Source organism: Amycolatopsis sp. WAC 01376, assembly GCF_003947415.1.
Taxonomy (GTDB): domain Bacteria; phylum Actinomycetota; class Actinomycetes; order Mycobacteriales; family Pseudonocardiaceae; genus Amycolatopsis.
The window spans coordinates 76,647-102,644 of record NZ_QHKL01000007.1 but is presented as its reverse complement, the minus strand read 5'-3'; the positions used below and the strand labels follow the sequence as shown (position 1 = coordinate 102,644).

General features: G+C 68.2%; 22 protein-coding genes and 2 pseudogenes. 9 read left to right on the top strand and 15 right to left on the bottom strand.

The features are described from left to right. Positions 1–7: 7 nt before the first annotated feature. From DMH03_RS31075 to DMH03_RS31040, 8 genes are all read right to left on the bottom strand, one after another. Entirely contained in the window at positions 8–1,150 is a 1,143-nt protein-coding gene (locus DMH03_RS31075; RefSeq protein WP_199749093.1) for a M20 family metallopeptidase, read from the bottom strand. Then, positions 1,147–2,622 carry an amidohydrolase family protein gene (locus DMH03_RS31070; protein WP_125795562.1) on the bottom strand — a complete coding sequence of 492 codons (1,476 nt, stop codon included), beginning with the start codon at positions 2,620–2,622 and terminating at the stop codon, positions 1,147–1,149. The genes DMH03_RS31075 and DMH03_RS31070 overlap by 4 nt, the downstream gene beginning before the upstream one ends. 197 nt (positions 2,623–2,819) lie before the next feature. Beyond that, the gene (locus DMH03_RS31065; protein WP_125795561.1) at positions 2,820–4,157 is read right to left on the bottom strand and encodes a GH1 family beta-glucosidase; all 1,338 of its coding nucleotides are present in this window, start codon (positions 4,155–4,157) and stop codon (positions 2,820–2,822) included. A gap of 32 nt (positions 4,158–4,189) precedes the next feature. Next, positions 4,190–5,029: a carbohydrate ABC transporter permease gene (locus tag DMH03_RS31060; RefSeq protein WP_125795560.1), complete on the bottom strand. Its 840-nt coding sequence runs from the start codon at positions 5,027–5,029 to the stop codon at positions 4,190–4,192. Continuing rightward, complete coding sequence (locus DMH03_RS31055) at positions 5,022–5,978, bottom strand: carbohydrate ABC transporter permease (protein WP_125795559.1); 957 nt, start codon at positions 5,976–5,978, stop codon at positions 5,022–5,024. Before DMH03_RS31055 ends, DMH03_RS31060 begins: the two co-directional genes overlap by 8 nt. Further along, a complete protein-coding gene (locus DMH03_RS31050; RefSeq protein ID WP_125795558.1) occupies positions 5,978–7,291 on the bottom strand; it encodes a sugar ABC transporter substrate-binding protein in 1,314 nt (437 codons plus the stop codon). The genes DMH03_RS31055 and DMH03_RS31050 overlap by 1 nt, the downstream gene beginning before the upstream one ends. Before the next feature lie 133 nt (positions 7,292–7,424). Next, a complete protein-coding gene (locus DMH03_RS31045; protein WP_233611734.1) occupies positions 7,425–7,946 on the bottom strand; it encodes a hypothetical protein in 522 nt (173 codons plus the stop codon). 2 nt (positions 7,947–7,948) lie between these two features. After that, complete coding sequence (locus DMH03_RS31040; protein WP_125795557.1) at positions 7,949–8,605, bottom strand: GntR family transcriptional regulator; 657 nt, start codon at positions 8,603–8,605, stop codon at positions 7,949–7,951. A gap of 104 nt (positions 8,606–8,709) precedes the next feature. On the opposite strand from DMH03_RS31040, the gene DMH03_RS31035 reads away from it, so the two are divergent. From DMH03_RS31035 to DMH03_RS42680, 3 genes and pseudogenes are all read left to right on the top strand, one after another. After that, complete coding sequence (locus DMH03_RS31035; RefSeq protein WP_125795556.1) at positions 8,710–9,141, top strand: VOC family protein; 432 nt, start codon at positions 8,710–8,712, stop codon at positions 9,139–9,141. A gap of 193 nt (positions 9,142–9,334) precedes the next feature. After that, a pseudogene (locus DMH03_RS42690) lies at positions 9,335–9,532 on the top strand (cold-shock protein); the annotation flags it as partial. Positions 9,533–9,562: 30 nt separating this feature from the next. Next, positions 9,563–10,282, top strand: a complete 720-nt coding sequence (locus DMH03_RS42680) for a cold-shock protein (protein WP_370311009.1) — start codon at positions 9,563–9,565, stop codon at positions 10,280–10,282. Between the two features lie 33 nt (positions 10,283–10,315). Here the strand turns inward: DMH03_RS42680 and DMH03_RS31025 are convergent. Beyond that, positions 10,316–10,546, bottom strand: a pseudogene (locus tag DMH03_RS31025) (transposase); the annotation flags it as partial. A 795-nt stretch (positions 10,547–11,341) separates the two neighbouring features. On the opposite strand from DMH03_RS31025, the gene DMH03_RS31020 reads away from it, so the two are divergent. Beyond that, complete coding sequence (locus tag DMH03_RS31020) at positions 11,342–11,821, top strand: cupin domain-containing protein (RefSeq protein ID WP_125795553.1); 480 nt, start codon at positions 11,342–11,344, stop codon at positions 11,819–11,821. Between the two features lie 3 nt (positions 11,822–11,824). Here the strand turns inward: DMH03_RS31020 and DMH03_RS31015 are convergent, their stop codons facing one another. After that, positions 11,825–12,232 (bottom strand): RidA family protein, encoded by a 408-nt coding sequence (locus DMH03_RS31015; RefSeq protein ID WP_125795552.1) that lies wholly within the window; start codon positions 12,230–12,232, stop codon positions 11,825–11,827. A 94-nt stretch (positions 12,233–12,326) separates the two neighbouring features. Here DMH03_RS31015 and DMH03_RS31010 point away from each other — a divergent pair, with 94 nt between their 5' ends. From DMH03_RS31010 to DMH03_RS31000, 3 genes are all read left to right on the top strand, one after another. Continuing rightward, on the top strand, positions 12,327–12,719 hold the full coding sequence (locus DMH03_RS31010) for a helix-turn-helix domain-containing protein (RefSeq protein WP_125795551.1): 393 nt from the start codon (positions 12,327–12,329) through the stop codon (positions 12,717–12,719). Positions 12,720–12,778: 59 nt separating this feature from the next. Further along, entirely contained in the window at positions 12,779–13,714 is a 936-nt protein-coding gene (locus DMH03_RS31005; protein WP_125795550.1) for a helix-turn-helix transcriptional regulator, read from the top strand. Between the two features lie 83 nt (positions 13,715–13,797). After that, the gene (locus DMH03_RS31000) at positions 13,798–15,615 is read left to right on the top strand and encodes a proprotein convertase P-domain-containing protein (protein ID WP_233611733.1); all 1,818 of its coding nucleotides are present in this window, start codon (positions 13,798–13,800) and stop codon (positions 15,613–15,615) included. Positions 15,616–15,705: 90 nt separating this feature from the next. Here DMH03_RS31000 and DMH03_RS30995 read toward each other — a convergent pair whose 3' ends face one another. Continuing rightward, the gene (locus DMH03_RS30995) at positions 15,706–16,557 is read right to left on the bottom strand and encodes a maleylpyruvate isomerase N-terminal domain-containing protein (RefSeq protein WP_370310994.1); all 852 of its coding nucleotides are present in this window, start codon (positions 16,555–16,557) and stop codon (positions 15,706–15,708) included. A gap of 209 nt (positions 16,558–16,766) precedes the next feature. Here DMH03_RS30995 and DMH03_RS30990 point away from each other — a divergent pair, with 209 nt between their 5' ends. Beyond that, positions 16,767–18,215 carry a DHA2 family efflux MFS transporter permease subunit gene (locus tag DMH03_RS30990; RefSeq protein ID WP_125795549.1) on the top strand — a complete coding sequence of 483 codons (1,449 nt, stop codon included), beginning with the start codon at positions 16,767–16,769 and terminating at the stop codon, positions 18,213–18,215. A 12-nt stretch (positions 18,216–18,227) separates the two neighbouring features. Here DMH03_RS30990 and DMH03_RS30985 read toward each other — a convergent pair whose 3' ends face one another. Genes DMH03_RS30985 through DMH03_RS30975 form a run of 3 tightly spaced genes read right to left on the bottom strand, consistent with a single transcriptional unit; the run spans position 18,228 to position 21,477 of the window. Then, a complete protein-coding gene (locus DMH03_RS30985) occupies positions 18,228–19,355 on the bottom strand; it encodes an acyltransferase (protein ID WP_125795548.1) in 1,128 nt (375 codons plus the stop codon). Positions 19,356–19,412: 57 nt separating this feature from the next. Further along, the gene (locus DMH03_RS30980) at positions 19,413–20,807 is read right to left on the bottom strand and encodes a cell wall metabolism sensor histidine kinase WalK (RefSeq protein WP_125795547.1); all 1,395 of its coding nucleotides are present in this window, start codon (positions 20,805–20,807) and stop codon (positions 19,413–19,415) included. Further along, positions 20,800–21,477 (bottom strand): response regulator transcription factor, encoded by a 678-nt coding sequence (locus tag DMH03_RS30975; protein ID WP_125795546.1) that lies wholly within the window; start codon positions 21,475–21,477, stop codon positions 20,800–20,802. The genes DMH03_RS30980 and DMH03_RS30975 overlap by 8 nt, the downstream gene beginning before the upstream one ends. A gap of 235 nt (positions 21,478–21,712) precedes the next feature. On the opposite strand from DMH03_RS30975, the gene DMH03_RS30970 reads away from it, so the two are divergent. Further along, positions 21,713–23,443, top strand: a complete 1,731-nt coding sequence (locus DMH03_RS30970) for a glycoside hydrolase family 6 protein (protein WP_125795545.1) — start codon at positions 21,713–21,715, stop codon at positions 23,441–23,443. Positions 23,444–23,980: 537 nt separating this feature from the next. On the opposite strand, the gene DMH03_RS30965 is transcribed toward DMH03_RS30970, so the two are convergent. Further along, entirely contained in the window at positions 23,981–25,978 is a 1,998-nt protein-coding gene (locus DMH03_RS30965; RefSeq protein WP_125795544.1) for an RICIN domain-containing protein, read from the bottom strand. Positions 25,979–25,998 lie beyond the last annotated feature (20 nt).

Genomic DNA, 25,998 nt, shown 5'->3' with positions numbered 1-25,998 from the left:
GGTGGAGTCACCGTCGTGCCGTACCAGATTCACCCGCGGGATTCGTCGCACCGGACGGACCCCGCTTCGCGAGCACGTTTTCCACGAGCGCGGCCAGCAAAGCGGTGCGCCGCGGCAGTTCCGCGACGACGACGTGCTCGTGATCCGCGTGTGCCCCGCCGCCGACGGCGACGAGGCCGTCCAGGGTGGGAACGCCCATCCCCGCGGTGTAGTTGCCGTCCGAGGCGCCGCCGACCGACGCGGAACTCAGTTCCCCGAGACCGAGTTCGTCCGCGAGTTCCCGGGCCAGCGCGAACAATCCCGCCGACGATCCCGCTTCGAGCGGCGGACGGTTGATCCCGCCGGTCACCCCGACCACGGCGTTCTCCAGTACCGGACGGAGGTCCCGCATGGCCTTGTCGACGCGGAGTTGCTCGGCCTCGTCCCACACGCGGACGTCGACGGCCACACTCGCGGCGGCGGGAACGGTGTTGACGGTCGTTCCCGCCGAGACGACGGTGGGTGTCACGCTGGTCCCCGATCCGGGGTCGGCGAGGGCAGCCACCGCGAGGATCTGGTGGGAGACCTCGATTCCCGCGTTGACCCCCTTTTCCGGTTCGAGTCCGGCGTGCGCGGCCCGGCCGGTCACCTCGACCCGGTAGTGGGAAACGCCTTTACGGCGGCACTTCAACGCGCCGCCGTCGGCGGAAGCCTCCAGTACGAACGCCGCGTCGCAACCCGCCGCGGTCTCTTCGATCAGCGCGCGGGACGACGGCGAGCCGATCTCCTCGTCGCCGGTGACCAGGATGGACAGTCCGTCGCGGTCGGGCACGGTCGCGGCGGCGTGCAGCGCCATCACGACGCCCGCCTTCATGTCGAAGCATCCGGGGCCGCGCAACACGCCGTCCCGGACGGAAAACGGATGCGTCTCCAGCGAACCGTACGGCCACACCGTGTCGTGGTGACCGAGCAGGAGGACCCGGTACGGTCCGCCGCCGAAACGCCAGCGCAGATGGGTGACGCCGCCGACGACGATCCGCTCCGGCTCCACGCCGAGGAGCCGTCGGCCCAATCCGGCCACCACCTCGGCGCTGCGGGCCACCGCCTCGTGATCCGATGACGGCGACTCGCAGCGGACCAGGGTTTCGATGTCGGCGAGCAGGTCGCTCATCGCGGCTCACCGCGCAGCGGCTTGCCGGGGAAGGCTTCCGTGCGCAGGTTCCCATCGGTGACGACCGGGACCCCAGAGACGAACAGGTGCCGGACGCCGACCGACGGCCTGGTCGAGTCGAAGTAGGTCGCCGCGTCGGTGACAGTGTTCGGGTCGATCACGACGATGTCCGCGTCGGCGCCCACGTTGAGCCTGCCCTTGGTCAGCGCTCCGGGGGCGACCTCGTCGAGCACACGCGCCGGCAGATAGGAGCAGCGCCGGAACGCCTCCAGCCAGGTCCAGGCCTTGCTTTCCCGCACCATCAAACGCAGCGTCTTCGCATACGTCCCGGACGTGCGCGGATGCGTCGCGCCACCGGGCGGCAACGGCCATTCGGTGCTCTCGCTGGTTCCGTTCTTCCAGTACACGGGCAGCGCGTCGCTGGCGACGATGGCGTCGGGGAACGCGAGCGCCTGACGCAGCAGGTCGAGGTCGTGCGCGCTGCTCTCGTCGAGGAACTCGAGGATGCACGGCGCGCCAGGGTCTTCGGCGCGAACCTGGAGCAGCCGGCCCTCGTCGGCGATGCGCTCCCCCGACTCCAGCATGATCACACTGGACGGGGACAGGCCCTTCATCTTCAACCGTTCGGGCGAGAGGAACGCCGCGCCGATCCCGGTGCTGCCCGCCCCGTACGGATAGGCCTCGACGGTCACCCGCGAACCGGCCGCGCGGCCCGCTTCGAGCGCCGCGAGCACACGCTCGATCTGGTGGCCGGACGTGCTGTTCACGTGACAGTGGTGCATCGCCGCCCCGGTCTCGGCCGCGACGATCGCGATCTCCGCCGAACCGTCGATGGGCGTCGCCGGGTTCACCTCGACCAGTTCACGGACGTGGGTGTACGTCGGTGCGCCCGCCTCCTTGGCCAGGCGGGCCAGCGCGAGGAACTCGGCGGGGTCGGTGTCGGGCGCGTAGCCGAGGAGCACGCCGACGCCGAGCGCGCCCGCGGCCAGCTCACCGTCCACAAGGGACAGCCAGGCCGCCAGTTCCTTCGGCGACGAAGTCCGTTGCCAGGCCGGGTTTCCGAGGACAGCCAGCCCGCTGTCGATATTCGCGTCCGGCTCGATCCCGGCCAGCACTTGCGCCCGCGCCGCACCCCAGGACGCGGAGAACCCGTAGTGCAGCGGACGTCCCGCCGCGGCGGCCTCGGCGTAGGCCCGCTCGATCGGCATCAGCCCGGCTTCGAGATCGAGCGCGGTCGTCACGCCGTCCATCGCCTGGAGCCGCTGGCCCGCGATGGTGTGCACGTGGCTGTGCAGGTCGATGAAACCCGGTCCGACGACGAGCCCGGTGACGTCGATCTCCGTGTCGCCCGCTTCCGAAGGCAGGCCCTCCCCCACGGCGGTGACCACCCCGTCCGTCACCAGCACGTCCGCCGTGCCGTCGAAGCCCGTCGCCGGGTCGATGACACGACCGCCACGCAAGACTGTCCGCATACTTCGCCTCCTAGGATCGCCTCTTCATGGCGACCCTAGGAGGTTTCGGCGGACGTCCGTTCGTACCTCGCGACGAATCCGGCCCCCTCGGTCCATCCGCCCGCACGAACCGGTTCCGACAGCCTCGCCCGTGTCATGAAAGGGTCGTTCAGGACAGAATTCGTCCTGAACGACCCTTTCATGACACACGAACCAGGTCAGCGGCCGCGGTGTTCGGCGATGATCTCCGCGTATCGGTGCCCGCTCGCCTTGACCGTGCGCACCTGGGTGTCGTAGTCGACCCGGACGAGCCCGAACCGTTTGCTCAACCCGCTGTCCCATTCGAAGTTGTCGAGCAACGACCACGCGAAGTACCCCTTCACCGGCGCGCCCGCTTCGGCCGCGCCCGCCACGGCGCCGAGATGTTCTTCCAGGTAGGCGATGCGGTCGGCGTCGTCGATCGAACCGTCATCGGCGACCTTGTCGTCGAAGGCGGCCCCGCTCTCGGTGACGTAGATGGCGCGGGCGCCGTACTCGTTGGCGAGCCGATGGATCAGATCCGCGAGGCCCTGCCCGTGGATCTCCCAGCCCATCGCGGTGGTGGCGGCTCCCTCGACCGGCACCTGCCGTGCGCGGGGCGCCGGACCGTCCGGGGCGTCTTCGACGATCTGGCGGAAGTAGTAGTTCAGCCCGTGGAAACCGACCGGGGCCGAGATCACCTCGAGGTCGCCCCCGAGCACCGGCGGTTCGACGCCGTAGACCTCGATCATGTCCGCCGGATAACCACGCCCGTTCGACGGGTCGAGCCACCAGCGGTTGACGTGACCGTCCATCCGCGCCGCCGCCTCGACGTCCGCGGTCGAATCCGACGCGGGCTCGATCCCGCTGAGGTTGACCACCAGGCCGACGTTGGCGGGCCGGCCGGCGTTCGCGGTGATCGCCTGCACCCCGAGACCGTGCGCGAGCAGAAGATGGTGCGACGCGTGGATCGCCTGCTTGAGATCCTTGATCCCGGGGGCGAACCGGCCTTCGAGATAGCCGAGCCAGGCCGAGCACAGCGGCTCGTTGACGGTGTTCCAGTCCTTCACCCGGTCACCCAGCCGAGCCGCCACGACCGCCGCGTAATCCGCGTAGGCGTACGCCGTGTCGCGCTCGGGCCAGCCGCCGTCCGCCTGCAACGCCGACGGCAGATCCCAGTGGAACAACGTGACGAACGGCCGGATCCCGGCTTCCAGCAACGCGTCGACCAGCCGGTCGTAATGATCGAGGCCGAGCGCGTTGACCTCGCCGCGGCCGGCCGGGATCACCCGCGGCCAAGCGACCGAGAAGCGGTACGCGTCCAGGCCGAGGCCCTTCATGATCGCGAGATCCTCCGGCCAGCGCCGATAGTGATCGCACGCGACGTCGGCGGTGTCGCCGTTCAGGACGGCACCCGGGACCCGGACGAAGTCGTCCCAGATGGACGGGAGGCGGCCGTCGGCGTCGAGGGCGCCCTCGACCTGGTACGCGGCGGTGGCCGCACCCCACAGGAAATCGGCGGGCAGGTGCAGATTCAAGGCAGACCTCTCTGTACGGAGCGACGGGCGGGTCATTTCACGGCACCGGCGGTGAGCCCGGCGACGAGATAACGCTGGAGCAGCAGGAATCCGGCGACGACCGGGACGGAGACGATCAGGGACGCGGCCATGACCTGGTTCCAGTACACCTGGACCTGGGTGGAGTACTCCTGGAGCCCGACGGCGAGGGTCCGCGTGCCCGAGTCGGTCATCACCGACGCGAACAGGACCTCGCCCCAGGCCGTCATGAACGAGTAGATCCCCACCGCCACGATGCCCGGCATCGCCGCCGGGATGACCACCCGGATCAGCGCGCCGAGCGGCCCGGTGCCGTCGACCATCGCGGCCTCGTCGAGCTCTTTGGGGATCGAGTCGATATAGCCGGCGAGCATCCAGATGGCGAACGGCAGCGAGAAGGTCAGGTAGGTGATGATCAGCCCGAGCCGCGAGCCGTACAGGACGATGCCGGTGGTGTTGCCGATGTTGACGAAGATGAGGAACAACGGCAGCAGGAACAGGATGCCGGGGAACATCTGCGTGGAGAGCACGGTCATCTTGAAGAAATTCTTGCCCCGGAACCGGAAACGGCTCAACGCGTAGGCAGCGAAGATCGCGATCACCACCGAGAGGATCGCCGCCGAACTGGAGATGACCAGGCTGTTCACGAAGTACTCGGCGAGCGGGATCGTCTCCCAGATGTCGAAGAACGGCTGGATGGTCAACGTCGTCGGAAGCCACTCCCACTTGCCTTGCACGTCCCCGAGCGGTTTCAGCGACGACGAAACCATCGCGTACAACGGCACGAGGGTGAACAAGGCGAGGAAGCCGAGGACGAATCGGCGGACCCAAGGGACCCAGCGAGGCTCAGACAACGGCGTTCCTCCTCCGCGCGGTCAGTCCCAAGTAGACGGTGCTGACGATCAGCAGGAACAACAGCAACAGCACAGACATCGCCGAGCCGAGGCCGAAGTTCCAGGTCACGAAGGAACTCTGGTAGATGTGGATCGAGATCAGCGACGCCTCCTTCGGTGCGGACGCTCCGAAAAGGACATACGGCGTATTGAAGTCGTTGAAGGTCCACAGGAACAACACCAGCAGCAGCACCTGGTTGACCGGCCGCAGCATCGGCTGGGTGATCGCCTGGAACCGGCGCCACCAGCCCGCGCCGTCGATGGCCGCCGCTTCGTACAGTTCGCCGGGGATGTTCTGCAGCCCGGCCATCACGATCAGGAAGGCGAACGGCCAGTTCCGCCAGACGGACACCACCACCAGCGACCAGAAGCTGTTGTCCCCGATGAGCCAGAACGAATCCGTGCCCAGCAGGTCGTTCACCAGGCCGGTGTCCTTCTGGAACATGAACGACCAGGTGATCACGGTGGCGTACATCGGCAGCGCGTACGGCACCAGGAACAGCGTCCGGAGCAGGCCACGTCCGCGGAAGTTCTTCTGCATCAGCACGGCGGCCGAGGTGCCGAAGAGCCAGCAGAACCCGACCGAGAGGACGGTGTAGAGGACGCTGATCCAGAACGAACCGAGCAGCGCTTTCCCCGCCGCGGAGTTGAAGTCGAGGACGAACTCGTAGTTGTCCAGTCCCGCCGCCGGGGCGGACGTGAAGTCCCGGATGGAGAACTGCGTCAGCTTGAAGAAGCTCATCACGAGCCCGGCGATCATCGGGATCACGTGGACGAGCAGTTCGAGCAGGATCGCGGGGAGCAGGAGCAGATACGGCAGCGCGACCCGGCGGCGTTTGCGCCGGACGCGATGGGGTCCGGGCGCCCCGGCCGCCTTCACGGCCGGGGCGCTGTCGAGCGCGGTCGGCATCAACCACCGGCCGCGATCTGCTGGTCCGCCTGGTTCAGCTGGTCCCGGATCTTGGCTCCGTCCACGGGCTTGCCCGCGGCGACGTCGGCGAACATCGCCTTCATCGCGGTACCGATCAGGGTCTCGAACTGGGACTCCTGCGGAACCTGCGGCATCGGCTCGGCCGAGTTCGCGAGCACGTTCTGGAAGACCTTGACGTCCTCGGTCTGGAACGCCGCGTCGCTGTAGGCGTCCTGGACGGTCGGAAGCGAACCGTAGGTCTTGTTGAGCAACGCCTGTTCCTGCGCCGAGACCATGAACTTCACGAAGTCCAGTGCGGCGTCCGGATTCTTGGTGTTCTTGAAGACCGTCATGTTGATGCCCGCGACGAAGCTGGTCACCTTCCGGCCGTTCGGCGGCGCGGCGGCGGGCAGCGGGATCGGCGCGACACCGAGGTTCGCCATGTCCATCCCGATGTTCTTGAACGAACCCGCGGAGGCCTGGTTCATGAACATCGCGGCTTTGCCGTCCGACAGATCCTTGAGGGATTTGGCGGTGTCGGCGTACTCGGCGTTGGCGGGATTGACGATCTTGTCCTTCTGCATCAGGTCGACGAACTGTTGCACCGCGGCGACCGACGGATCCGAAGCCAGCTGCGGCTTGCCCTCAGGAGTGAAGAACTGCGCGCCCTGCTGAGCGCCGAGGATCGCCGCGTGATGGCTGTTCTCGGTGACCTGACCCGCCTGGAGCGAGAGCCCCCACTGGCCCTTGTCGGGTTTGGTGAGCTTCTTGCCGTGCTCGACCAGTTCCTCCCAGGTGGCGGGCGGCTTGGTGATCCCGGCCTCGGCGAAGAGCTTCTTGTTGTAATACAGGCCGTACGCCTGGCCGTAGAGCGGTACACCGACCGGCGGCTGACCGCTCGCCCCGGTGGCCGCCAGCGACGGGCCGAGGAACCGCGCCTTGCCGCCGACCTTCTCCAGCGCGGCGTCGTCGAACGGCAGGAACGCCCCGGTCGCCTGCAACGAGGCCGACCAGGTGTTGCCGATGTTGAGCACGTCCGGTCCCTTGCCGGAGGTGGTGGCGGCGAGGATCCGGTTGAGCAGATCCGTCCACGGGACGACTTCGAGCTTGACCTTGATCCCGGAGGCCTTCTCGAACTTGTCGAGTTCGGGCTGCAGGACTGCCTTGTCGTTGTCGAGACTGGTGCCCTGGTTGGACGCCCAGTACACGAGCTCCTTGAAAGCACTGGACGACGTGTCGCCGCCGCCGCATGCCGTCGTGGCGGCGGCCGCCAGCGCCAGGACGAGCGCGGGAGCGATCATTCCGATTCGCATCGATGGTCCTCGGGGTGAGTGGCCAAGCCGCGCCCGGAGCCTGTGACCCGGGACACGCCTTATTTCAGGGCTTGAGTTAAGCCTTGGCCCACCTTGCCGTCAAGACCTTGAACGCCATTTCGTCCACGTCGGTTCACCAAGGGGTCCCACCCAGGGTCGCGGGGCCGCGATCGACGGTGATCAGCTTCTCCTGACCATAGGCGTCGAGGTCCTCGTGGAGCCAGGTCTCCCCTGGCCGGGCACGATGGAACCGGAAGGTGCCGTTCGTGCGATTGGCGCCGACGACGCACCGGACGGGGACCGGCGCGGCACTGGCGATCTCGAGCGCGAACCCCAGGCCGTGCCGCAACATCAGAACTTGGTCCGCTTCGGAGATCACCGGTTCACCGTCGGGCAGGCTTCCCACCTCGATCGGCAGATGGTCTTCGAGATGGAAGTTGCTGACGAAGCACTCCCAGCCGGTCAGGTCGGCCTGCCTTCCCGGCGGCCGCCCGGCCCAGCCGGGAATCCCGCCGAGAGTGATCACTTCACCGGTCAGAACGACCCCGTCGGCGATCATTTCCCGCAGGCCCGACGCCAGCCGGTCTCGCGGTATCGCGGCGACCGAGGGGCCGAGCGCCTGCACGGCCAGGTCGTTCAGGCGAACGTTGAGCACGGTCACTTCCCCGTCAGCACGTCGAAAGCCTCGCTGCGGTGGAGGGCGAACAGTTCGAGCGCCTTCTCGCCGTCGCGGGCACGAAGAGCGGACGCCAGCCGACGGTGCTCGGCCGGGATGCTCGCGAGGTAGCCGTCGGAGTTCACGCCGATCCGGGTCAGCAGGAACAGGTACACCTGGGACCGGATCGCCTGCCACGCCTCGACGAGCCGCCGATGCCCGGAGGCCGCGTAGACCGCGTCGTGGAAGTCGATGTCGCAGCGGACCATCTCGTGCTCGTCGCGCGCCCGGTCCATCCGATCGACGACGTCGTCGATCGCGGCCAGGTCCGCGTCCGACGCCCTCGCGACGACCAGCTGAACCGCCAGCTGCTCCAGCGCCGACCGCAGGCTGTCGAGTTCGGCGACGTCCACATCGGACAGCCTGGTGACGATCGCGCCGCGATGCCATTCGCTGCGGACCAGCCCCTCACGCTCGAGTTTGAGCAGCGCTTCGCGCACCGGACCGCGACTGACGCCGAGTGCCGCCGAAAGCTCGACCTCACGCAACTGCGCGCCAGGTGGATAGGCGCCTCCGAAGATGGCGTCCCGGACCCTGTCGGCCACCTCGTCCGCCAGCCCGCGGCGACGCGCCGGCACCACCCTGCCGGGTTCGCTCATCCTCATCCCTCCCATTGGAACGGCCGATAGTAGCGGCTCGCCGCGCCTTGTACTAATGTCAACATTACGACAAGTGTTCGTCCGCCGGAAAGGATCCCCTGGGTATGACCGTCCTCGACTCCCCCATCCCGCGCTTCCACCTCGCCATGCCTGTCGACGACCTCGCCGCCGCGCGCACCTTCTACGGCGATGTCCTCGGCCTCGAACAAGGCCGCAGCTCCGACACCTGGATCGACTGGAATCTCCACGGCCACCAGTTCGTCACGCACCTCGCACCGGAGCGGCCGCGTCAGATCCACAACCCCGTCGACGGCCACGACGTGCCCGTCCCCCACTTCGGCCTGATCCTCACCGTGCCGGAATTCCGGAAACTGGCGGACCGGCTGCGCGCGGCGGACACCTCGTTCGTCATCGAGCCCTACGTGCGCTTCGAGGGCCAGACCGGCGAGCAGTGGACGATGTTCCTGCTGGACCCGGCGGGCAACGCCCTGGAGTTCAAGGCGTTCGCCGACGATTCGCAGGTCTTCGCCGCCTGACCGGTCGCGAGTGGCGATTCGGGTTCTAGCGAGCCTCCTCTTGGACCTGGTCTCAAAACTCGGCGTGTCGCTAGGTGAACCAACGGCCCGCCCCTGGCTCCGCACCGCCCGCCTGTGGGCCCCGGCCCGACGGACCGGAGGTCTGTCAGAGAGACTGGGGGCCAGTGCCCGCCCTCTCGACCTGGAGCCTTTTATGCCGCAAGGGACCGTCCGTTGGTTCGACGCCGAACGGGGTTTCGGCTTCCTCGCCCCCGAGGACGGCTCGCCGGACGTGTTCGTGCACGCCTCCGAGATCGTCGGGGACGGCGGCGCGAAAGTGCTCCGCGAGGGTCAGGCCGTCGTGTTCGAGGTCGGCGAGAACGACCGCGGGCCCCAGGCGCTGCGTGTTCGGGTCACCGCCGATGCGGCCACCGGCAGCGCCGTGGGCCTGCTCGGCACCGTCAACTGGTACGAGCCGGGCAAGGGGTACGGCTTCGCGTCGCCGGACGGCGGCGGCGCCGACATCTTCGTGCACAGCTCCGCCATCGTGACCGGCGGCGTGGTCACCGAGGGGCAGCGGGTGGCCTTCCTGATCGTCGAAGGCGAGCGCGGCCCGCAGGCCGGGCACGTGATCCCGCTGGGAGCAGGGGCCGGCTCACCCGCTGCGGCTGGTATCGCGGACGGTGCCGACGGCACGGTGGCCTGGTACGACGAGGACAAGGGCTTCGGCTTCATCAACCCCGACTCCGGCGCCGGGGACGTCTTCGTTCACGCCCGGGACCTGGCCGAGGGGCTGACGTGGCTCGCGGAGGGCGACCGTGTCGCCTATGAGGTGGCTAGTGGAGACAAGGGCCCGCAGGCCCGCGACGTGCACCTGGTCCGGGGCACCGAGCCCCAGACGGCGCCGCGGCGGTCGGCACCTGCCGCGGCCGCAGGGCCGGCGGCGCGGGACGTGCCCGTACGAGGCGGCGAGGGCGTCGTCGCGCGCTACGACAGCGACCGCGGCTTCGGCTTCATCACCCCGGACGCAGGCGGCGACGATCTCTTCGCCCACGTGTCCGTGATCATGGGGTCGGAGCCGCTGCAGAAGGGTGACCGGGTCCGGTACACGGTGCGTCACAGCGACCGGGGCCCGCAGGCCGACCGCATCGAACGTCTCTGAAGAGGCGGCCCCACCGATGGCTGATCACTTCCCCTGCCACTCACGTAACCGCCGCCACGCGGTGTGCCCGGACCCGCATCCGAGCTGCTCGGGTAGGTCTCGCCAGCGGCAGCCGGTGTCGAGCACGAACAAGATCCCCTCTAGCGCGGCACGGTCATCGATCCGGGGCCGCCCACCCGGACCGCGCGGCGCTGGCCGGGACGGGATCAGGGGTTCGATCAGCTCCCAGAGCCGGTCTTCGACCCGCCGCTGCTGCGTCGCCACGAGTGCCCACGATCGACGACCAGGACCGGCAGGTTACGCAGTGACACCCTTAAGTTTTGAGGCCTCCCCTTAGGTACCTGCGGCGCCTCCTGCGTGAAGTACATGAAGGCCCCCTTCCTGTACCTAGTGTCCCGAGTCGGAAGTTCGTGTGGTAATTCGGCGTGGTCTTGTTTAGTGCGGTGAAGATACTGTCGGCTGAGGCCGTGAGCTTTCGCTGACTTCAAGGTAGTCAGGATGCCTTCATGGCGAGGTTCCGGACCAGCCACGGGAGCCTGCCCGTCTTGAGTGTCCATGAGGGACGCTTTCGGGCGGCGATATGTCCGGCTTGTGGATAAATGTGCGGTTTTCGGTGGGGGTCGTGAGTGGTAAGTGTCGTTCTAACGACACTTACCACTCACGACCCCCACCCAAAGTGCTCATAACGGACACTGTTGTTTGACTGTCGTCCCTTGTGGACGGTCAAGAGCCTCATCTTCACCTCATGCCCCCGGACCAGGCGCGAAACGGCCGGATATCGATACGGATTTACGGCGCGAACTTCCGGCGCAGGACACTAGGCGCAAGGATGGGGTCCTTCATGTGCTGGGGAAGGTGCGAAAGTCGAGTTTCCTCGGCTGAGCCGAGCGAAGGGGCCCCTCACGGGCCTGCGATCCCGGCGCGCCGTAGGTACCGCCTCGATCGATAACCTCAACATTATCGATCGGGTCGGCTTTCCGCGTTGATCAAGGCCTGGCACCACGAGAAGCTGTTCCTGTCAGCGAGCCTGCTGAACAGGAAAACCAAGGAGACGCCACCATGTTCGACCCCATCCTCCTCCGGGCCGCCGACGCCGAGATCGTCAGCGACGCGCCGGGCAGCGAGATCACGCTGCTGGCCGACTCGGACACCACCGACGGGGGCTTCACCGCGAACCGCGCGACCTTGAAGGACGGCGTCTTCGGCACCCCGGCCCACTTCCACACTCGCGCGACGGAGTTCTTCTTCGTGCTCGAAGGAAAACTCCAGGTCCTTGTCGAAGAAACCCTGCACACGCTGGAAAAGGGCGACTTTCTCGCCGTTCCGCCCAAGGTGCCGCACGCGTTCGGGCCCGCCGACGGCTCGGACGCCGACGTTCTGGTGACCTTCACGCCGGGCATGGCCCGCTTCGACTACTACCGGCTCCTCGACCGGGTCGCGCGCGGCGAAGCCGACCCCTCGGAGATCGCCGCATCCTCGAAGCAGTACGACAACCACTACGTCGACAGCCCGATCTGGCGCGCCGCGCGCGGCCGGTGAGTGTCAGTCGATGACCGCGGTCGCCTCGACCTCGACAAGGTGTTCGGGCACGTCGAGGGCCGCGACGCCGATCAGGGTGCCCGGCGGGACCGGGGTGCCGCCCAGTTCGGCGGCGGCCCTGTCCACGCCTTCGAGGAACAGCGCGAGTTTGTCCGGCGTCCAGTCGACGACGTAGACGGTCATTTTCGCGACGTCGTCGAAGGTGGCGCCGGCCGCGGCGAGCGCGGTGCCGATGTTCAGGTAGCACTGTTCGACTTGAGCGGCGAGGTCACCTTCGCCGACAACAGCACCGTCGGCGTCCCAGGAGACCTGCCCCGCGATGAAGACCAGCTTCGACCCGGTCGCGATCGACAGCTGCCGGTAGGCGGGGATTTCCGGCAGTCCCGCGGGGTTCACCAGGGTGATGCTCATCAGTACTCCTCGTGGTCACTTGTGGTTACCCAGGAACTGTAGGAGAGTGTGCGACGACCTGGAAGAACGCACTTTTTCGTGACTGGGGAACCTCATGGTGACCAAGCAGCTCAGCGGTACGACGGACGACGCGGATCTGATGCGGGCGGACTCGCTGGCGCGGGAGATCTTCTCCGACGTCGCCAACAAGTGGGCGCTCCTGATCATCGAGACGGTCGGCGACCGCACCCGGCGGTTCACCGAACTGCGGAACGACATCGAGGGCATCAGCCACAAGATGCTCACCCAGAACCTGCGCATGCTGGAGCGCAACGGCCTGATCGAGCGGACGGTGCATCCGACCGTCCCGCCGCGCGTCGACTACACCCTCACCGAGGCCGGGCGCGGCCTGCGCGCGACGGTCGACGGGATGTGCGACTGGACCCACCGGTTCCTCGGCCACATCGAAGACTCACGACGCCGGTTCGACGCGCCTGTTAACGGTTAACGGCCTGGTCAGGGTCTCGACTCGTTCACTTCGCCGCCGTACGGATCTATGCTCGTCGCGTGACGTCCGGCGGAGCTGATCCCCGGCCCGGGCCAGAGCGGTTGCTCCGTGACGGGCCCTTCGCCGACGCCCTGCGCGAGGCGATCCGGGCGCGCGGCCTCAGCCTGGAACGCCTGCGCGACCACCTGCGCGCTCGTGGCGTCTCGATCACGGCGGCGACGCTCAGCTATTGGCAGTCCGGGCGAAGCCGCCCGGAACGCCGGGATTCGGTACTCGGACTCCGCCACCTCGAACAGGTACTGGAAGTGGCGCCCGGCAGCTTGACCGCGCTGCTCGGCCCGCCGCGGGCACGGGGCCGGTGGCCCGCCCGCGCCGACGGACTGCCGGAGATCGGCCGGTACTGGCCGGACCGGACGCGGATCGACGCGGCCGTCAGCGAGGTCGACACCCGGTGGGACGAGCGGCTGACGAGGATCAGCCAGCATGACGTCGTCTCCGTCGGCCCCGGCCGGGAGGAACTCGCGTTCCGGTCGCAGCAGGTGCTCCGCGCCGAAGCCGACGGCCCGGACCGGTGGGTGGTGATCGTCCACATCGACGAACACGACCGGCCGTTGCCCGAGGTGACCTCGTTGCGGGGCTGCCACCCCGGCCGGAGCGTGCACCGGCCCGAAGACGGACTTCTCGTGATGGAACTACTCTTCGAACGGCCGCTCGCGAAAGGCGAAACCGTCATCACCGAGCATACGCTGGTGAACAGTGCGCCGTTCCCGCACGCGACGAACTACGAACGCAAATTCCGGCTGCCCGCACGGGAGTACGTGCTCGAGATCCGATTCTCCCCCGGTGCGCTCCCGGCTCGATGCCGCCGTTGTTCCGAACAGGACGGACAGCCCGCGGAATGGACGGAAGTCCTGCCGTGCGCAGACTCCGTGCACGGCGTCGCGTTGAATTTCGGTCCCGGCAGGTTCGGATTCGAGTGGGATTGGGACTCTTAATTGTTAACGACTCGCGGGCCTACAATTCCGCGAGGTGCAGGAATTACCGTCGTCGCACCTACTTTTCGATTCGAGGAGTGCGCATGCGACGGCACCGCAGAATGCTTTCCTGCCTCAGTGTCATGGCACTGGCCGCGGCGGGATTCACCCCGATGGCACAGGCCGCTTCACCACCCGCTCCCGTCCACCCTGACGCCGAGGTGAACGGCGTGGCGGCCGCGTTCGGCCTGACCGTGTCCCAGGCGAAAGCCCAGCTCGCGGCGCAGGACGAGGCCCACCGGCTGGCCGCGTCGCTCCCCGCCGGACTGCGTGCCCGGTCCGCCGGACAGTGGTTCGACGCGGTCACGGGCAAGCTGACCTTGGCCGTGACGAACGCGGCGGACGCCGACGCGGCGCGGACCGCCGGTGCCGAACCGCGGCTGGTTTCCCGGACGAAAGCCGACCTGGACCGGACCGGCAAGGCCGTCCGCGCGCTCGTCGGCGACGGTGTCCCCGGCGTGTTCGGCTGGGGTGCCGACGTCCGGAACAACGAAGTCGGCGTCTCGGTCGACAGCTCCCGCAAGACCGCCGAAACCGAGAGTTTCCTTTCCCACGCACGGGATCTCGGCGTACGGATCACCGAAACCGGGTCTTCGCCGCGACAGCAGGCCGGCACGATCCAGACCGGGAACCCGTGGTGGCCGGGTGGCGAGACTTACTGTTCGGTCGGCTTCGGCGCGACGGATTCCTCCGGCGCCAAGCACTTCCTCACCGCCGGGCACTGCACGAACGATCGCGACCAGGCCGCCTACGGCGCGCAGAGTCAGCAGAACCGGATCGGCACTTCGAACGTCGGCGGCACGCGCAGTGTCAACGCCCGCGAAGGCGACATGGGCGTGGTCGCGGTGACGCAGTCCGGCTGGGAACTCTCCGCCGCGGTCAACACCTGGGGCGAGCCTGCCATCACCGTCACCGGCTCGGCCGAGGCCATGGTCGGCGACCGGGTCTGCCATTCCGGCAACACCTCGAAGTGGAAATGCGGCGAAGTGAAGTACACGCACAAGGCCGTCGACTACGGCGGCGGGCTGATCATCGAGGACCTGACCTGGACGACGGCCTGTTCGCTCGGTGGCGACTCGGGCGGTGGCTGGCTGCTCGGCACCAAGGCGGTCGGCCTGCACGACGGTGGCCCTTCGCAGTGTGTGGAGAACCCCAGCGACGGGGACATGTCGATCTTCCAGCCGGTGATCGAGGCGCTGACCAAGTGGAATCTCACCCTGGTGACGGGCGGAGGCGACACCACGGCACCGAGCACCCCCGGCAACGCGCGATCCACCGGCACGACGCCGGACAGTGTCTCGCTCGCCTGGGACGCCGCCACGGACAATGTCGGTGTCGCCGGTTACGACGTCTACAACGGTTCGGCACTGGCGACGTCCGCGACGGGAACCAGTGTCACCGTGACCGGCCTCAGCCCGGACACCTCGTACGGTTTCACCGTGAAGGCCCGCGACGCGGCGGGGAACGTGTCGCCGGCGAGCGGGGTCGTGTCGGTCAAGACGCAGCCCGGCACCGGTGGCCGGACGCTGAGCAACGGCACCGACTTCGCGATCCAGGACTACCGGCAGGTGTTCAGCCCGGTCACCTCGACCCTCACCGGGCAGGCCGCGGCGCCGCTCGGGATTTCGGTGACGATCCGGCACACCTGCGCCGAGGACCTCGGGGTGACGCTCCTGGATCCGAACGGCAAGGCCTATCCGCTCAAGTACAGCGGCGGCCCGGCGTGTACCGCGTGGAACGGCGCCCGGACGTTCTCGGTGCCCGGCGCGTCGTCCCCGGCGGGCGGGAAGTGGCAGCTCCGTGTCACCGACTACGGACCCGGCGACACGGGGGTGCTCGACACCTGGTCGCTGACGCTCTAGGCGAGGTCTCGTGCGGTGGTCGGTCCGTGAAGGCCTCCTTGAGGGACGCTGGGTCCCTCAAGGAGGCCTTCACGGACCGGTGAACGTGCCCTACGGCAGCCGGACCACCCGCAAGAAGGCGGGCAGCAGCCACGGCCGCGGACCACTCACGACGATCTTCCGCGTCAGTGCGGCACGCGCCTTGCCGACCCGGTGGAACAGCATCAGGTTCAGCGTCGGCGGGTCGAACGAGATCCGCACGTCGACCGGCCCGCCGGGCCGCTCCACCGTGACCAGGCCCCGATGCAGCACCAGCACGACCGGGGACGTGTACGCCGACCGGAACGCCACGGCGATCCGTCTGTCCCGCGGCGGTTCGTCGGTGTCGAGAAGGTGGCCGGTGTCGTGGGTCAGCACGCCCACCATGAAGAGGTCGAAGAACAGCGCCGCGTCACCCGGTGGCATCGTCCACGGCAGCTTCAGCGCCTTGGCGATGTCCCAGCCGTGGATCTGCAGTTCGTTGACCAGGTGCGCGAGGACTCCCGCCAGCGGCACCTTCGAGTCCCCGAGCCAGTCCAGCGGGGTCGCCGGATCGGCGTCCTCGGTCACCCGCAGTACCTCATCGATATCAGCGAGCAGTCCCGTCACCAGCACGCCGATGTCTCGTTCGGGAAAATCCCGTAACACCAAGGTGTTCAGCACGGAAACGGTGTCCACAGTGGTCTTTTCGAGCTGGTCCTGCGCGCGGGCGTCCAGGAACGGGGTGCTGTCCGAGTGCGCCAGTGACGTGTACATCTTCGCGATCATCGCGACGTGGGCCACCGTGTCGGCCGCCGTCCAGTCCGCGGTGACCATCGCGTCCGGATCCGGAACGCGGGCCACCAGTTCCGCGAAACGCGCCCCCGTCACCCGATAGGCGCGCCGCACCGACTGCCATCGATCCGCCGTGATCGCTGTGGTCACGGACCGATTTTATCCTGGTGGGACGGCGATTCCTTCCGCTCTCGTGCTGTCTTCGGACGCAGTGACCGTACTCACTACGGAAATCGACGTGACACGCACCGACCGGCCCAGGCAGACTGGACGGCAGACAAGCCTCGCCTTCGCTGTCACCGTTGCCGGCGCCGAAGGCGGCCAACGCGGACTTGCGCCCTTCCAGGAGCCCTTCACTGATGACCGAGACCCTGCCCGAAACCGCCCACGACCAGGAAAGGGCACCGGCGAAAGCCGGGCTCCTGATCGGGGTCCTGGTCCTTTCCGCGTTCGTGATGATCCTCAACGAGACCATCCTGAGCGTCGCGCTGCGTGACCTGACCGTCGACCTCAAGGTCCCGACCACCACCGTCCAGTGGCTGACGAGCGGCTTCCTGCTCACCATGGCGGTCGTCATCCCGACCACCGGGTTCCTGCTCGAACGGTTCACCCCGCGCCAGGTGTTCCTCGCGTCGCTGATCCTGTTCAGCACCGGCACGCTGGTCAGCGCGCTCGCCCCGGGCTTCGCGCTCCTGCTGACCGGCCGCGTCATCCAGGCCTGCGGTACCGCGGTGATGCTGCCGCTGCTGATGACCACGGTGATGCGCCTGGTGCCGGTGGAGAAACGCGGCGCCACGATGGGCACGATCACGATCGTCATCGCGGTCGCCCCGGCCATCGGCCCGACCATCGGCGGTGCCGTGCTCTCCTCGCTCGGCTGGCGCTGGATGTTCTGGATCGTGCTGCCGCTCTCGATCGCCGCCCTGGTGGTCGGCATGCTGCAGCTGAGGTTGGAGAGCGACACCCGCAAGGTGCCGCTGGACGTGCTGTCGGTGATCCTGTCCGCCATCGGTTTCGGTGGCGTCCTGTACGGCCTGTCGGTGTCCGGCGAGTCCGCGGGCGGGCATCAGCCGGTGCCGCCGTGGGTGCCGATCGCCGTCGGCGCCGTGGCACTCGTGGTGTTCACCTGGCGCCAGTTGCGCCTGCAGAAGGAAGATCGCGCGCTGCTGGACCTGCGCCCGTTCACCCACCGCAGTTTCGTCGTCGCGCTGGTACTGACGGCGCTGCTGTTCATGTGCCTGCTCGGCGCCGCGGCGATCCTGCTGCCGCTGTACCTGCAGACCGTCCTGCACACCAGCACGTTCGTCAGCGGGCTCGCGGTGCTTCCCGGCGGCCTGGCCCTCGGGCTGCTCGGCCGCCCGGTCGGCGCGCTGTACGACCGCTTCGGCCCCCGGCCCCTGGTCATCCCCGGCGCCGCCGCGATGGCGGTCTCGCTGTGGCTGTTCGCCCTGCTCGGCCCGGGATCGCCGCTGGTCGCGGTCATCGCCATCCACGTCCTCCTGATGGGCGGGCTCGGCCTCATGATGACCCCGCTGATGACCGAATCCCTCGGTTCGCTGCCCGAGCACCTCTATTCACACGGCAGCGCGATCCTCGCCACCCTTCAGCAGCTCGCCGGCGCGCTCGGCACCGCCATGTTCATCGCGGTGGCCACGGCGAGCACGACCACGGCCGGGGCGGCCAGCCCCGACGCCGGGGGCATCCGCATCACGTTCATGGTCGCCGGTTGTGTCGGACTGGCCGCGTTCGTCGGTTCGCTGTTCGTCAAGAAGAGCGCCGGGACCACCGCGGTGGCCGCGCATCACTGACGCCGGACCTGTTCACTTCGCGCCCGCCGCGGCCTCCACCCGAGGCACGGCGGGCGCGCGGCGTTCGGCCACTTTCCGGCCGTAGGCGATGGCGGGCTGTTCGACCCAGCGGCGCAGCGCGCACGCGAACAGCAACGCGACACCGGTGGTCGCCGCGGCCTTGGCGAGCCCGCTGGGCAGCAGCCAGCCCGTGACCCCTGCCGCGCCCGTCTGGGCGAGGTAGAGCGCGTAGGAACGATCGCCGACGTAGGTCATCGGCCTGCTCGAAAGCAGGTTCCGGACCGGACCAGGCGAAACGACGGCCACGAGCAGCAAGGCCGAGCCCGCCGCGTAAACCGGGACCACGAACTGCCAGTGCCCGCCGAGTGCCTTCGCCAGCGGGCCGACGGAGAACTGCAGGACGACGAACCCGCACCCGATCGCCGTGGCGACGGCCGGCCTGGTCAGCGGCCGGAAGAGGGCGAACCCGCGCGGATGGTGGAGCGTCATCGCCAGCAGACAGCCGATGACCAGCGAGCAGTAGTGCACCGAAAGGCTCGCCCAGGTGTGTGACGGCGCCAGCGGAAGCGCGAACAGCACCACACCGAGGACGACCGACGCGCCCAGCAGCAGGCGCAGCGCCGTCTTCCCGCTCCGCGCGAACGACGTGAGCACCAGCAGCGCGGGCCACACCAGGTAGAACTTCTCCTCCACGCCCAGCGACCACGACGTCGGGTAGGGCGTGTTGTAGTCGACGAGTTCGTTGCCGAAGAGGAGGTAGTACGGCATGGCGTCGGCGAGCCTGCTGCTCTGATACGTGCCGCCGATGATCACCGCGAGCGTGGTCATCGCCAGCAGCAGGAAGTACACCGGCATGATCCGGAAGACCCGGCGAACGAAGAACCCGCGCAGCGAGATCCGGCCGTCACGGTCTTCCTCCCTCAATACCAGTGTCGTGATGAGGAAACCGGACAGCACGAAGAACAGCTGCACGGCGATCCAGCCCTGCAGGCGGTCGACGACGGGACCGCCGTAGTGGAAGAACACGACGGCCACGGCGGCGAGCGCGCGCACGCCGGTGAGGCCGGGGAACCACGACGAGGCCAGGTAGTCGGCGTGGCCGAGCGGCCGCCACCAGGAGTGACGCGAGGGAGCGAACATGCCCCGAAGGTTCGGGCTTGAACGCTGAACGGAAGCTTAAGGAAGCTGAAGACGTCTTCAGCTTCGCGCTTCCGCCAACGGCAGGCGGACGACGAGGCGGGCTCCGCCGTCATGGTCGGCGACCTCGACGGTGCCGCCGTGCGCTCGGGCGATCTCGGCGACGATCGCCAGCCCGAGTCCGGCGCCACCGTCGTCACGCGCACGTCCGTCGTCCAACCGCACGAAGCGGTCGAACACTCGCTCGCGGTCGGCTGCCGGGATGCCGGGACCGTCGTCGGTGACCGTCAGCACCCCGAAACCGTCCACTGTGGACGCCGTCACTTCGACGCCGGTGCGGGTGTGGCGTTGCGCGTTGTCCACCAGGTTGCGCAGCAACCGTTCCAGCCTGCCGCGGTCACCGAGGGCCGTCGGATCCCCTTCGATCCCCGCGCGCACACCCTGCCGCCCCGACAGACAGGATTCGACCACTTCGGACAGTCGCACCGGCGTGAACCGTTCCGGTGCCGCGTTGTCCAGCTTGCCGAGGAGCACGAGATCGCCGACGAGGTCTTGCAGCCGGGTGACGTCGAGGAGCGCGTTCCGGCAGGCGTCGCGCCAGTCCAGCCGGTCCGGATGCGCGAGCAGCACTTCCAGCTGGGTCCGCAGGGACGCCAGCGGTGTGCGCAGTTCGTGCGACGCGTCCGAGGTGAACCGGCTCTGCCGGGTGACCGCGGTGTCCAGGCGGGCGAGCATCGTGTTCATCGTTTCCGCGAGCTTCGCGATCTCGTCGGCACTGTCCGGGGCCGGGACCCGGCGGGAGAGATCGTGCGCGCCGATCTCCGCGACCTCCGAGCGGATCGCCTCGACCGGTCGCAGCGAGCGGCGGACCGCCAGCCACGCGATCGCCCCGATCAGCAGCGCGATCACCGGAACACCGGCCAGCAGCGTCACACGCACCGAATCGAGCGCCGCCTGCCCGGATTCGTCGACCACGGCGGCGCCGTAGACCCGGTACTTGCTGTCCCCGCTCGCGAACGCCGAGACGTGCAGCCGAAGCCCGTTCTGCTCGGGGTCTTGCCCGAGTACGGGCGCACAACCGACGGATTCCTGCGCGCCGAGGTCGACATCGCCGGGACCGAGGATACGGACGTCGTCGCCGTGCTCGAAGCCTCCGCCCGACGCGATCGCCCCGGAGCGCAGGCCGGGACAAGAAGCGACCCGCTCACCGCTCTGGGTGGTCACCTCGTAGATCGAGTCCCGCACGAGCAAATGCAGATCGGCGGGTGCCGCACCGTTGTTCAACAACTGGACGATCGCGGCCGCCCTCGCCCGGGCCAGCTGCGCGGCGCCTTGCCCGAGGCGGTTCTGGGCATCGAACACGAGCCACGCCGAAACGACCGACAGCGCGATGAGCGACGCCAGGAAAGCGGTCAGCGCGACCCGGAACCGGGTGGTCCGCAAGAACCTACGCACCGGAGCCCACCACGTGGTAGCCGGCGCCGCGCACCGTCCGGATCGTCTCCACCCCGAACGGCAGATCGATCTTGCGCCGCAGCGCGCTCATGTGGACCTCCACGAGGTTCGCGGTCGCCGACGCCGCGAAATCCCAGAGGTTCTCCAGCAGTTCCGCCTTGGTGACCACTTCGCCCTGCCGTTTCATCAAATACGCCAGCAGCGCGAACTCCTTGGTGGTCAACGGGATCTCGGCCGCGCCGCGACGGCAGCTGTGACTGGCCTGGTCGAGTTCGAGGTCGCCGAGTCGCAGCGTGCCCGGCCGGGTCGCTCCCCCGCGCCGGATCAGCGCCCGCAACCGGGAGAGCAGGACGCCGTACGAGAACGGCTTCGGGAGGAAGTCGTCGGCGCCGGTGTCCAGCGCCTCGATCTCGTCGTCCTCCCCGTCCTTCGCGGTCAGCATGAGGATCGGGGTGTTGTCACCGCGTTCGCGGAGCCTCCGGCAGACGCGGTAGCCGTTGAGGCCGGGCAGCATGATGTCGAGGATCATCGCGGCGTAGGGATGCTCGGCGGCGTACCAAAGCGCGTCGCGGCCGTTGTGCGCGACGTCCACGGCGTAGCCTTCGGCGCTCAGCCCGGCGCGCAGCGATTCGGCCAGCCGCCGCTCGTCTTCCACGAGCAAGATCCTCATCGGCTCACGATCCCATACGGCCGGGCCCGAACTCCCGAAGCCCGACCCACTGTCCGGGTGAAGGCTTCGCGGCCATCAGGCGGAGCCTTCCACCGGGTGGCCCAGTTCTTTCGTAGCTTTATGGGAGCGATCCCATACCGCGGACCCCTCGACCTTGCCATGACCGATCCGCCCCTTTACGGTCCTCGATGGGAGCGCTCCCATAGTTCGGATTCCGGTCGCAAGGAGGCGACGTATGAGATTCCGCAGAAAGGGTGTTTCGGCACCACTGGCCATCAGCGCGGTACTGGCGATGGTGGCGGTGCCGGTGGTGCTGGGCTCGAGTGCCGAAGCGGCGCCGGGCTGCAAGGTCGACTACACGATCACCAACCAATGGGACACCGGTTTCGGGGCGACCGTGACCGTGACCAATCTCGGCGACCCGATCAGCGGCGGTTGGACGCTGAGCTGGGACTTCCCCGGCGACCAGCGGGTGCAGCAGGGCTGGAACGGGACCTTCGGCCAGCAAGGTACGCGCGTGACGGTCAAGGACGCGGGGTGGAACGGTTCGATCGGTACCGGCGCCACGGTCTCCCCCGGGTTCAACGGAAGCCACTCCGGCACCAACGGGAAACCCGCGGTCTTCACCTTGAACGGCACCACCTGCACCGGTTCCACCGTCCCCACCACCACGACCCCGCCCACCACCACGACCACCACGCCGGGTCCCGGCGGCCCCAAGGTGGACAACCCCTATGCCGGTGCCGGGGTGTACGTGAACCCGGACTGGTCGGCGAAGGCCGCTGCCGAACCGGGCGGCGCCCGGATCGCGAACCAGCCGACCGGCGTCTGGCTCGACCGGATCGCCGCTATCGCGGGCACGAGCGCGAGCCGAGGCCTGCGCGGTCATCTCGACGAAGCACTCCGGCAGGCCGCCGGGAAACCGTTGGTCGTCCAGCTGGTGATCTACAACCTGCCCGGCCGTGACTGCGCCGCGCTCGCTTCGAACGGCGAACTCAAGGCGGACGAACTCGCGCGGTACCAGACCGAGTACATCGACCCGATCGCCACGATCGTCGCCGATCCGAAATACTCGACGTTGCGGATCGTGAACGTGGTCGAAATCGACTCACTGCCGAACCTGGTCACCAACGTGACGCCCCGCCCGACGGTCACGCCCCAGTGCGACGTCATGAAGGCCAACGGGAACTACGTCAAGGGCGTCGGCTACGCGCTGGCGAAACTCGGTCCGGTCGCCAACGTCTACAACTACATCGACGCCGGGCACCACGGCTGGCTCGGCTGGGACGACAACCTCGGCCCGTCCGCCGCGCTCATGGCCGAGGCCGCACGGACCTCCGGGAGCACGACGGCCAACGTGCACGGTTTCATCGCCAACACCGCCAACTACGGTGCGCTGAAAGAGCCGTACTTCACCGTGAACGACAGTGTCGGCGGCACTTCGGTGCGGACGTCGAAGTGGATCGACTGGAACCGCTACGTCGACGAACTCTCCTACGCCCAGGCGTTCCGGCAGGAAGCGGTCCGGGCCGGGTTCTCGGCGGACGTCGGCATGCTCATCGACACTTCCCGCAACGGCTGGGGCGGCACCGCGCGGCCGACCGGGGCCGGGCCGTCCACCACGGTCGACGCCTACGTGAACGGTGGCCGGACCGATCGCCGCATTCATCTTGGCAACTGGTGCAACCAGTCCGGCGCCGGGCTGGGCGAGCGCCCGAAGGCCGCGCCGGAAGCCGGGATCGACGCCTACGTCTGGATCAAGCCGCCGGGCGAGTCCGACGGTGCCAGCAAGGAGATCCCGAACACCGAGGGCAAGGGGTTCGACCGGATGTGCGATCCGACGTACACCGGTAACCCGCGGAACCAGAACAACCTTTCCGGCGCGCTGCCCGACGCGCCGCTTTCCGGGCACTGGTACTCGGCACAGTTCCAGGAACTCCTGAAGAACGCGTATCCGGCGCTGTAGGTAGCGGTACCGCCGGCTCACGGCCGCGGTGCGTCCAGTTCCATGAAGGCCCCCTTCCTTGCGCCTGGCGCAAGGAAGGGGGCCTTCAAGTACTCGGGACGGCCGGGAGCCGTTCGGTCCAGGTGGTCACGACTGGCGATTCGGGTTCTATTGAGAGGTAAGGCAAAGGTGGCATGATCGAGTCGGCGGCGGAGCGGGATCGCCAGGACCTAGCGCGCTCTTGACCGTCCACAAGGGACGCCAGGTAGACAACGGTGTCCGTTATGGGCACTTTGCGCGGGGGGTCGTGAGTGGTAATGAGCGTTCTAACGCTCATTACCACTCACGACCCCCGCGCAAAACCGCGCATGCAGGCATGAACCAGATATTCACCACTCGACAGTGTCCCTTATGGACACTCAAAGCGCGACCGGCTCCCAGAGCCACGCCCCGAATACCTCGTGCCTACCCTGAAACCATCGAAGAACCTTCACCGGAGCCTGAGCTACGCCACATTTTCCTTACCGCTCAGTAATCCGAATCGCCACTCACGAGCTTCTAACGCGCCACAGCCTGCCACCGCTGGTTCGGGCCGTTGGTGGGCTGGTAGGTCCCGATCCGCGCACCGTCCTCACGGGATTCGCCGGTCACGTCGAGCAGGCTGCCCGTCGCGACGTTGACGAACGCCCAGGTCCCGTCACCGGTGCTCGACAACGTCCAGCGCGAAGCCGGTCCGTCCGTGCCTGCCGGAACCAGGGTCACCGCGCCACCGGCCGTACTGAGCACCTGGCCGGTCCCGGCGTTCGAGATCGTGAACTGATCCCGGTTGCCGTACCGGCCGGTGCGATCGGCCAGTGTCCAACGCTGGGCTGCGGCGGAGACGTCCGTCGTGCGCTGCACGAGCGAACCGTTCTCGGCGCTCAGCGACTTCCCGCTCTGCACGCCGGTGAACGAGAACGCCTTGCCGGAGCCGAGGCCGGTCCCGGAGGCGACCGAACCGACACCGTCGACGACGAAACTGGTCACCGACCGGGCAGGCACCCGCAAGGTCGCCTTCTGGCCTGACACCTTCACCGCTTCGCCCTTCCGGAGCGCGCCACCGACGTCGGTCACCACCGGGGTCACCTTCGCACCGGGCTGGATCCGGGCGAAGCCGGACAGGTCCAGGGTGACGTCCCGCTCGGTGTCCCCCGCGTTGACATGGACCACCGTCGCCAGGTTCTCGCCGCGCATGGCGACGGTGCTGGACGGGTCGTTCACCCCGATCACGCGGTCACCCGGCTTGATGAAATGGGTGAAGTTCCGCATCGTGTGGTACTTCGTGTTCGTCCTGATCGGACAGTTCGCCAAGGTCGCGTCCGCCGGACAGTCGAACGGGATCTGGATTTCACCCCAGTTCATCCCCTCCGGCCGCTCGCCGCCCGGCTTCATCGCGTTGTAGTCCTCGATCGGCTGCCAGCCGATCCACGCGCTCGGCTCCAGTTCACGCAGGTCGCCGGTGATCTGCCGGGCGAGACCGAGGCCCGGATCCATACTCGTGAAGTCCTGCCCGTCCTTCCAGCTCCCGCCGACCTCGCTCATCCACAGCGGTTTCGCCGCGCCTTTGGCCAGATCCCGCGGGATCGGCCGGTTCCCGGTGCCGTAGGTGTGCACGTTGAGCCGTCCGGCGGCCGCGCGTGCTTCGGGCGACCAGCCGTTCCAGTCCGCGGCGAAGATGTCCGGATTGGTCTCGTCGGGAGCGGAGACGATCGCCCGTGAACCGGTCGCGGCCAACGCCTTCGCCATCTCGGGGATCAGCCGCGACTGGACCGACGGCCCGATGTGCGCGCCTTCCTGCCTGCCGCCGGTCGGATTCCCGTCCGGCCCCAAGGTGGTCTTCCAGTAGTTCGTGTTGGGCTCGTTCAGCGGGTTGACCGACGCGAACTTGATGCCGTGCGCGCGTTCGAGGGTCTTGGCGACCTTCGTCAAGTAGGCGGTGAAGTCGCCCGTCTTCTCGGTCCGCAGCTGCTCGTCGGTGGCGTTGAACCCGCCGGAGACGTACCCCGACACCGTGTGGAAGTACGGCGGCGAGTTGCTGAACGCCTCCCAGCGCGTGACCCGGTTCTTGATCCGGTCCACCCACCAGCGTTGGCTCGGGTCGGCGGCGGGATCGAACTCCGCGGGATCGCCCGGGGTCCACCAGTCCTTGTCCGCGCGGGTTGTCCCCGCGGGCGCCTTCCACCAGCCGGGGATGGCGCCGCCCGGACGCAGATACGGCGGGACGTCCGGCGCGTTGCCGCCGCCGATGTTGAACCGGGCGATGGTGAAGTTCAGCCCGTCCTCGCCGAACACCATGTCGGCCAGTTTCGTGCGGATCGGATCCGGATAGCGCCCGGTGGCCTCGGCCATCCACGCGAGGCTGGCGCCCCAGCCCTCGAAGGCCTGATGGCGGTAGGTGGGATCGGGCCGGACGGTCACCGCGTCGGCCGCCGAGGCCGTCGCGACGGTGAGCCCGGCCGCGGTCAACGGTACACAGAGGACGGTGAACAGACGGCGGAACGTGGTTCTGCGGCTCATCGGTGAACTGCCCTTCGTTC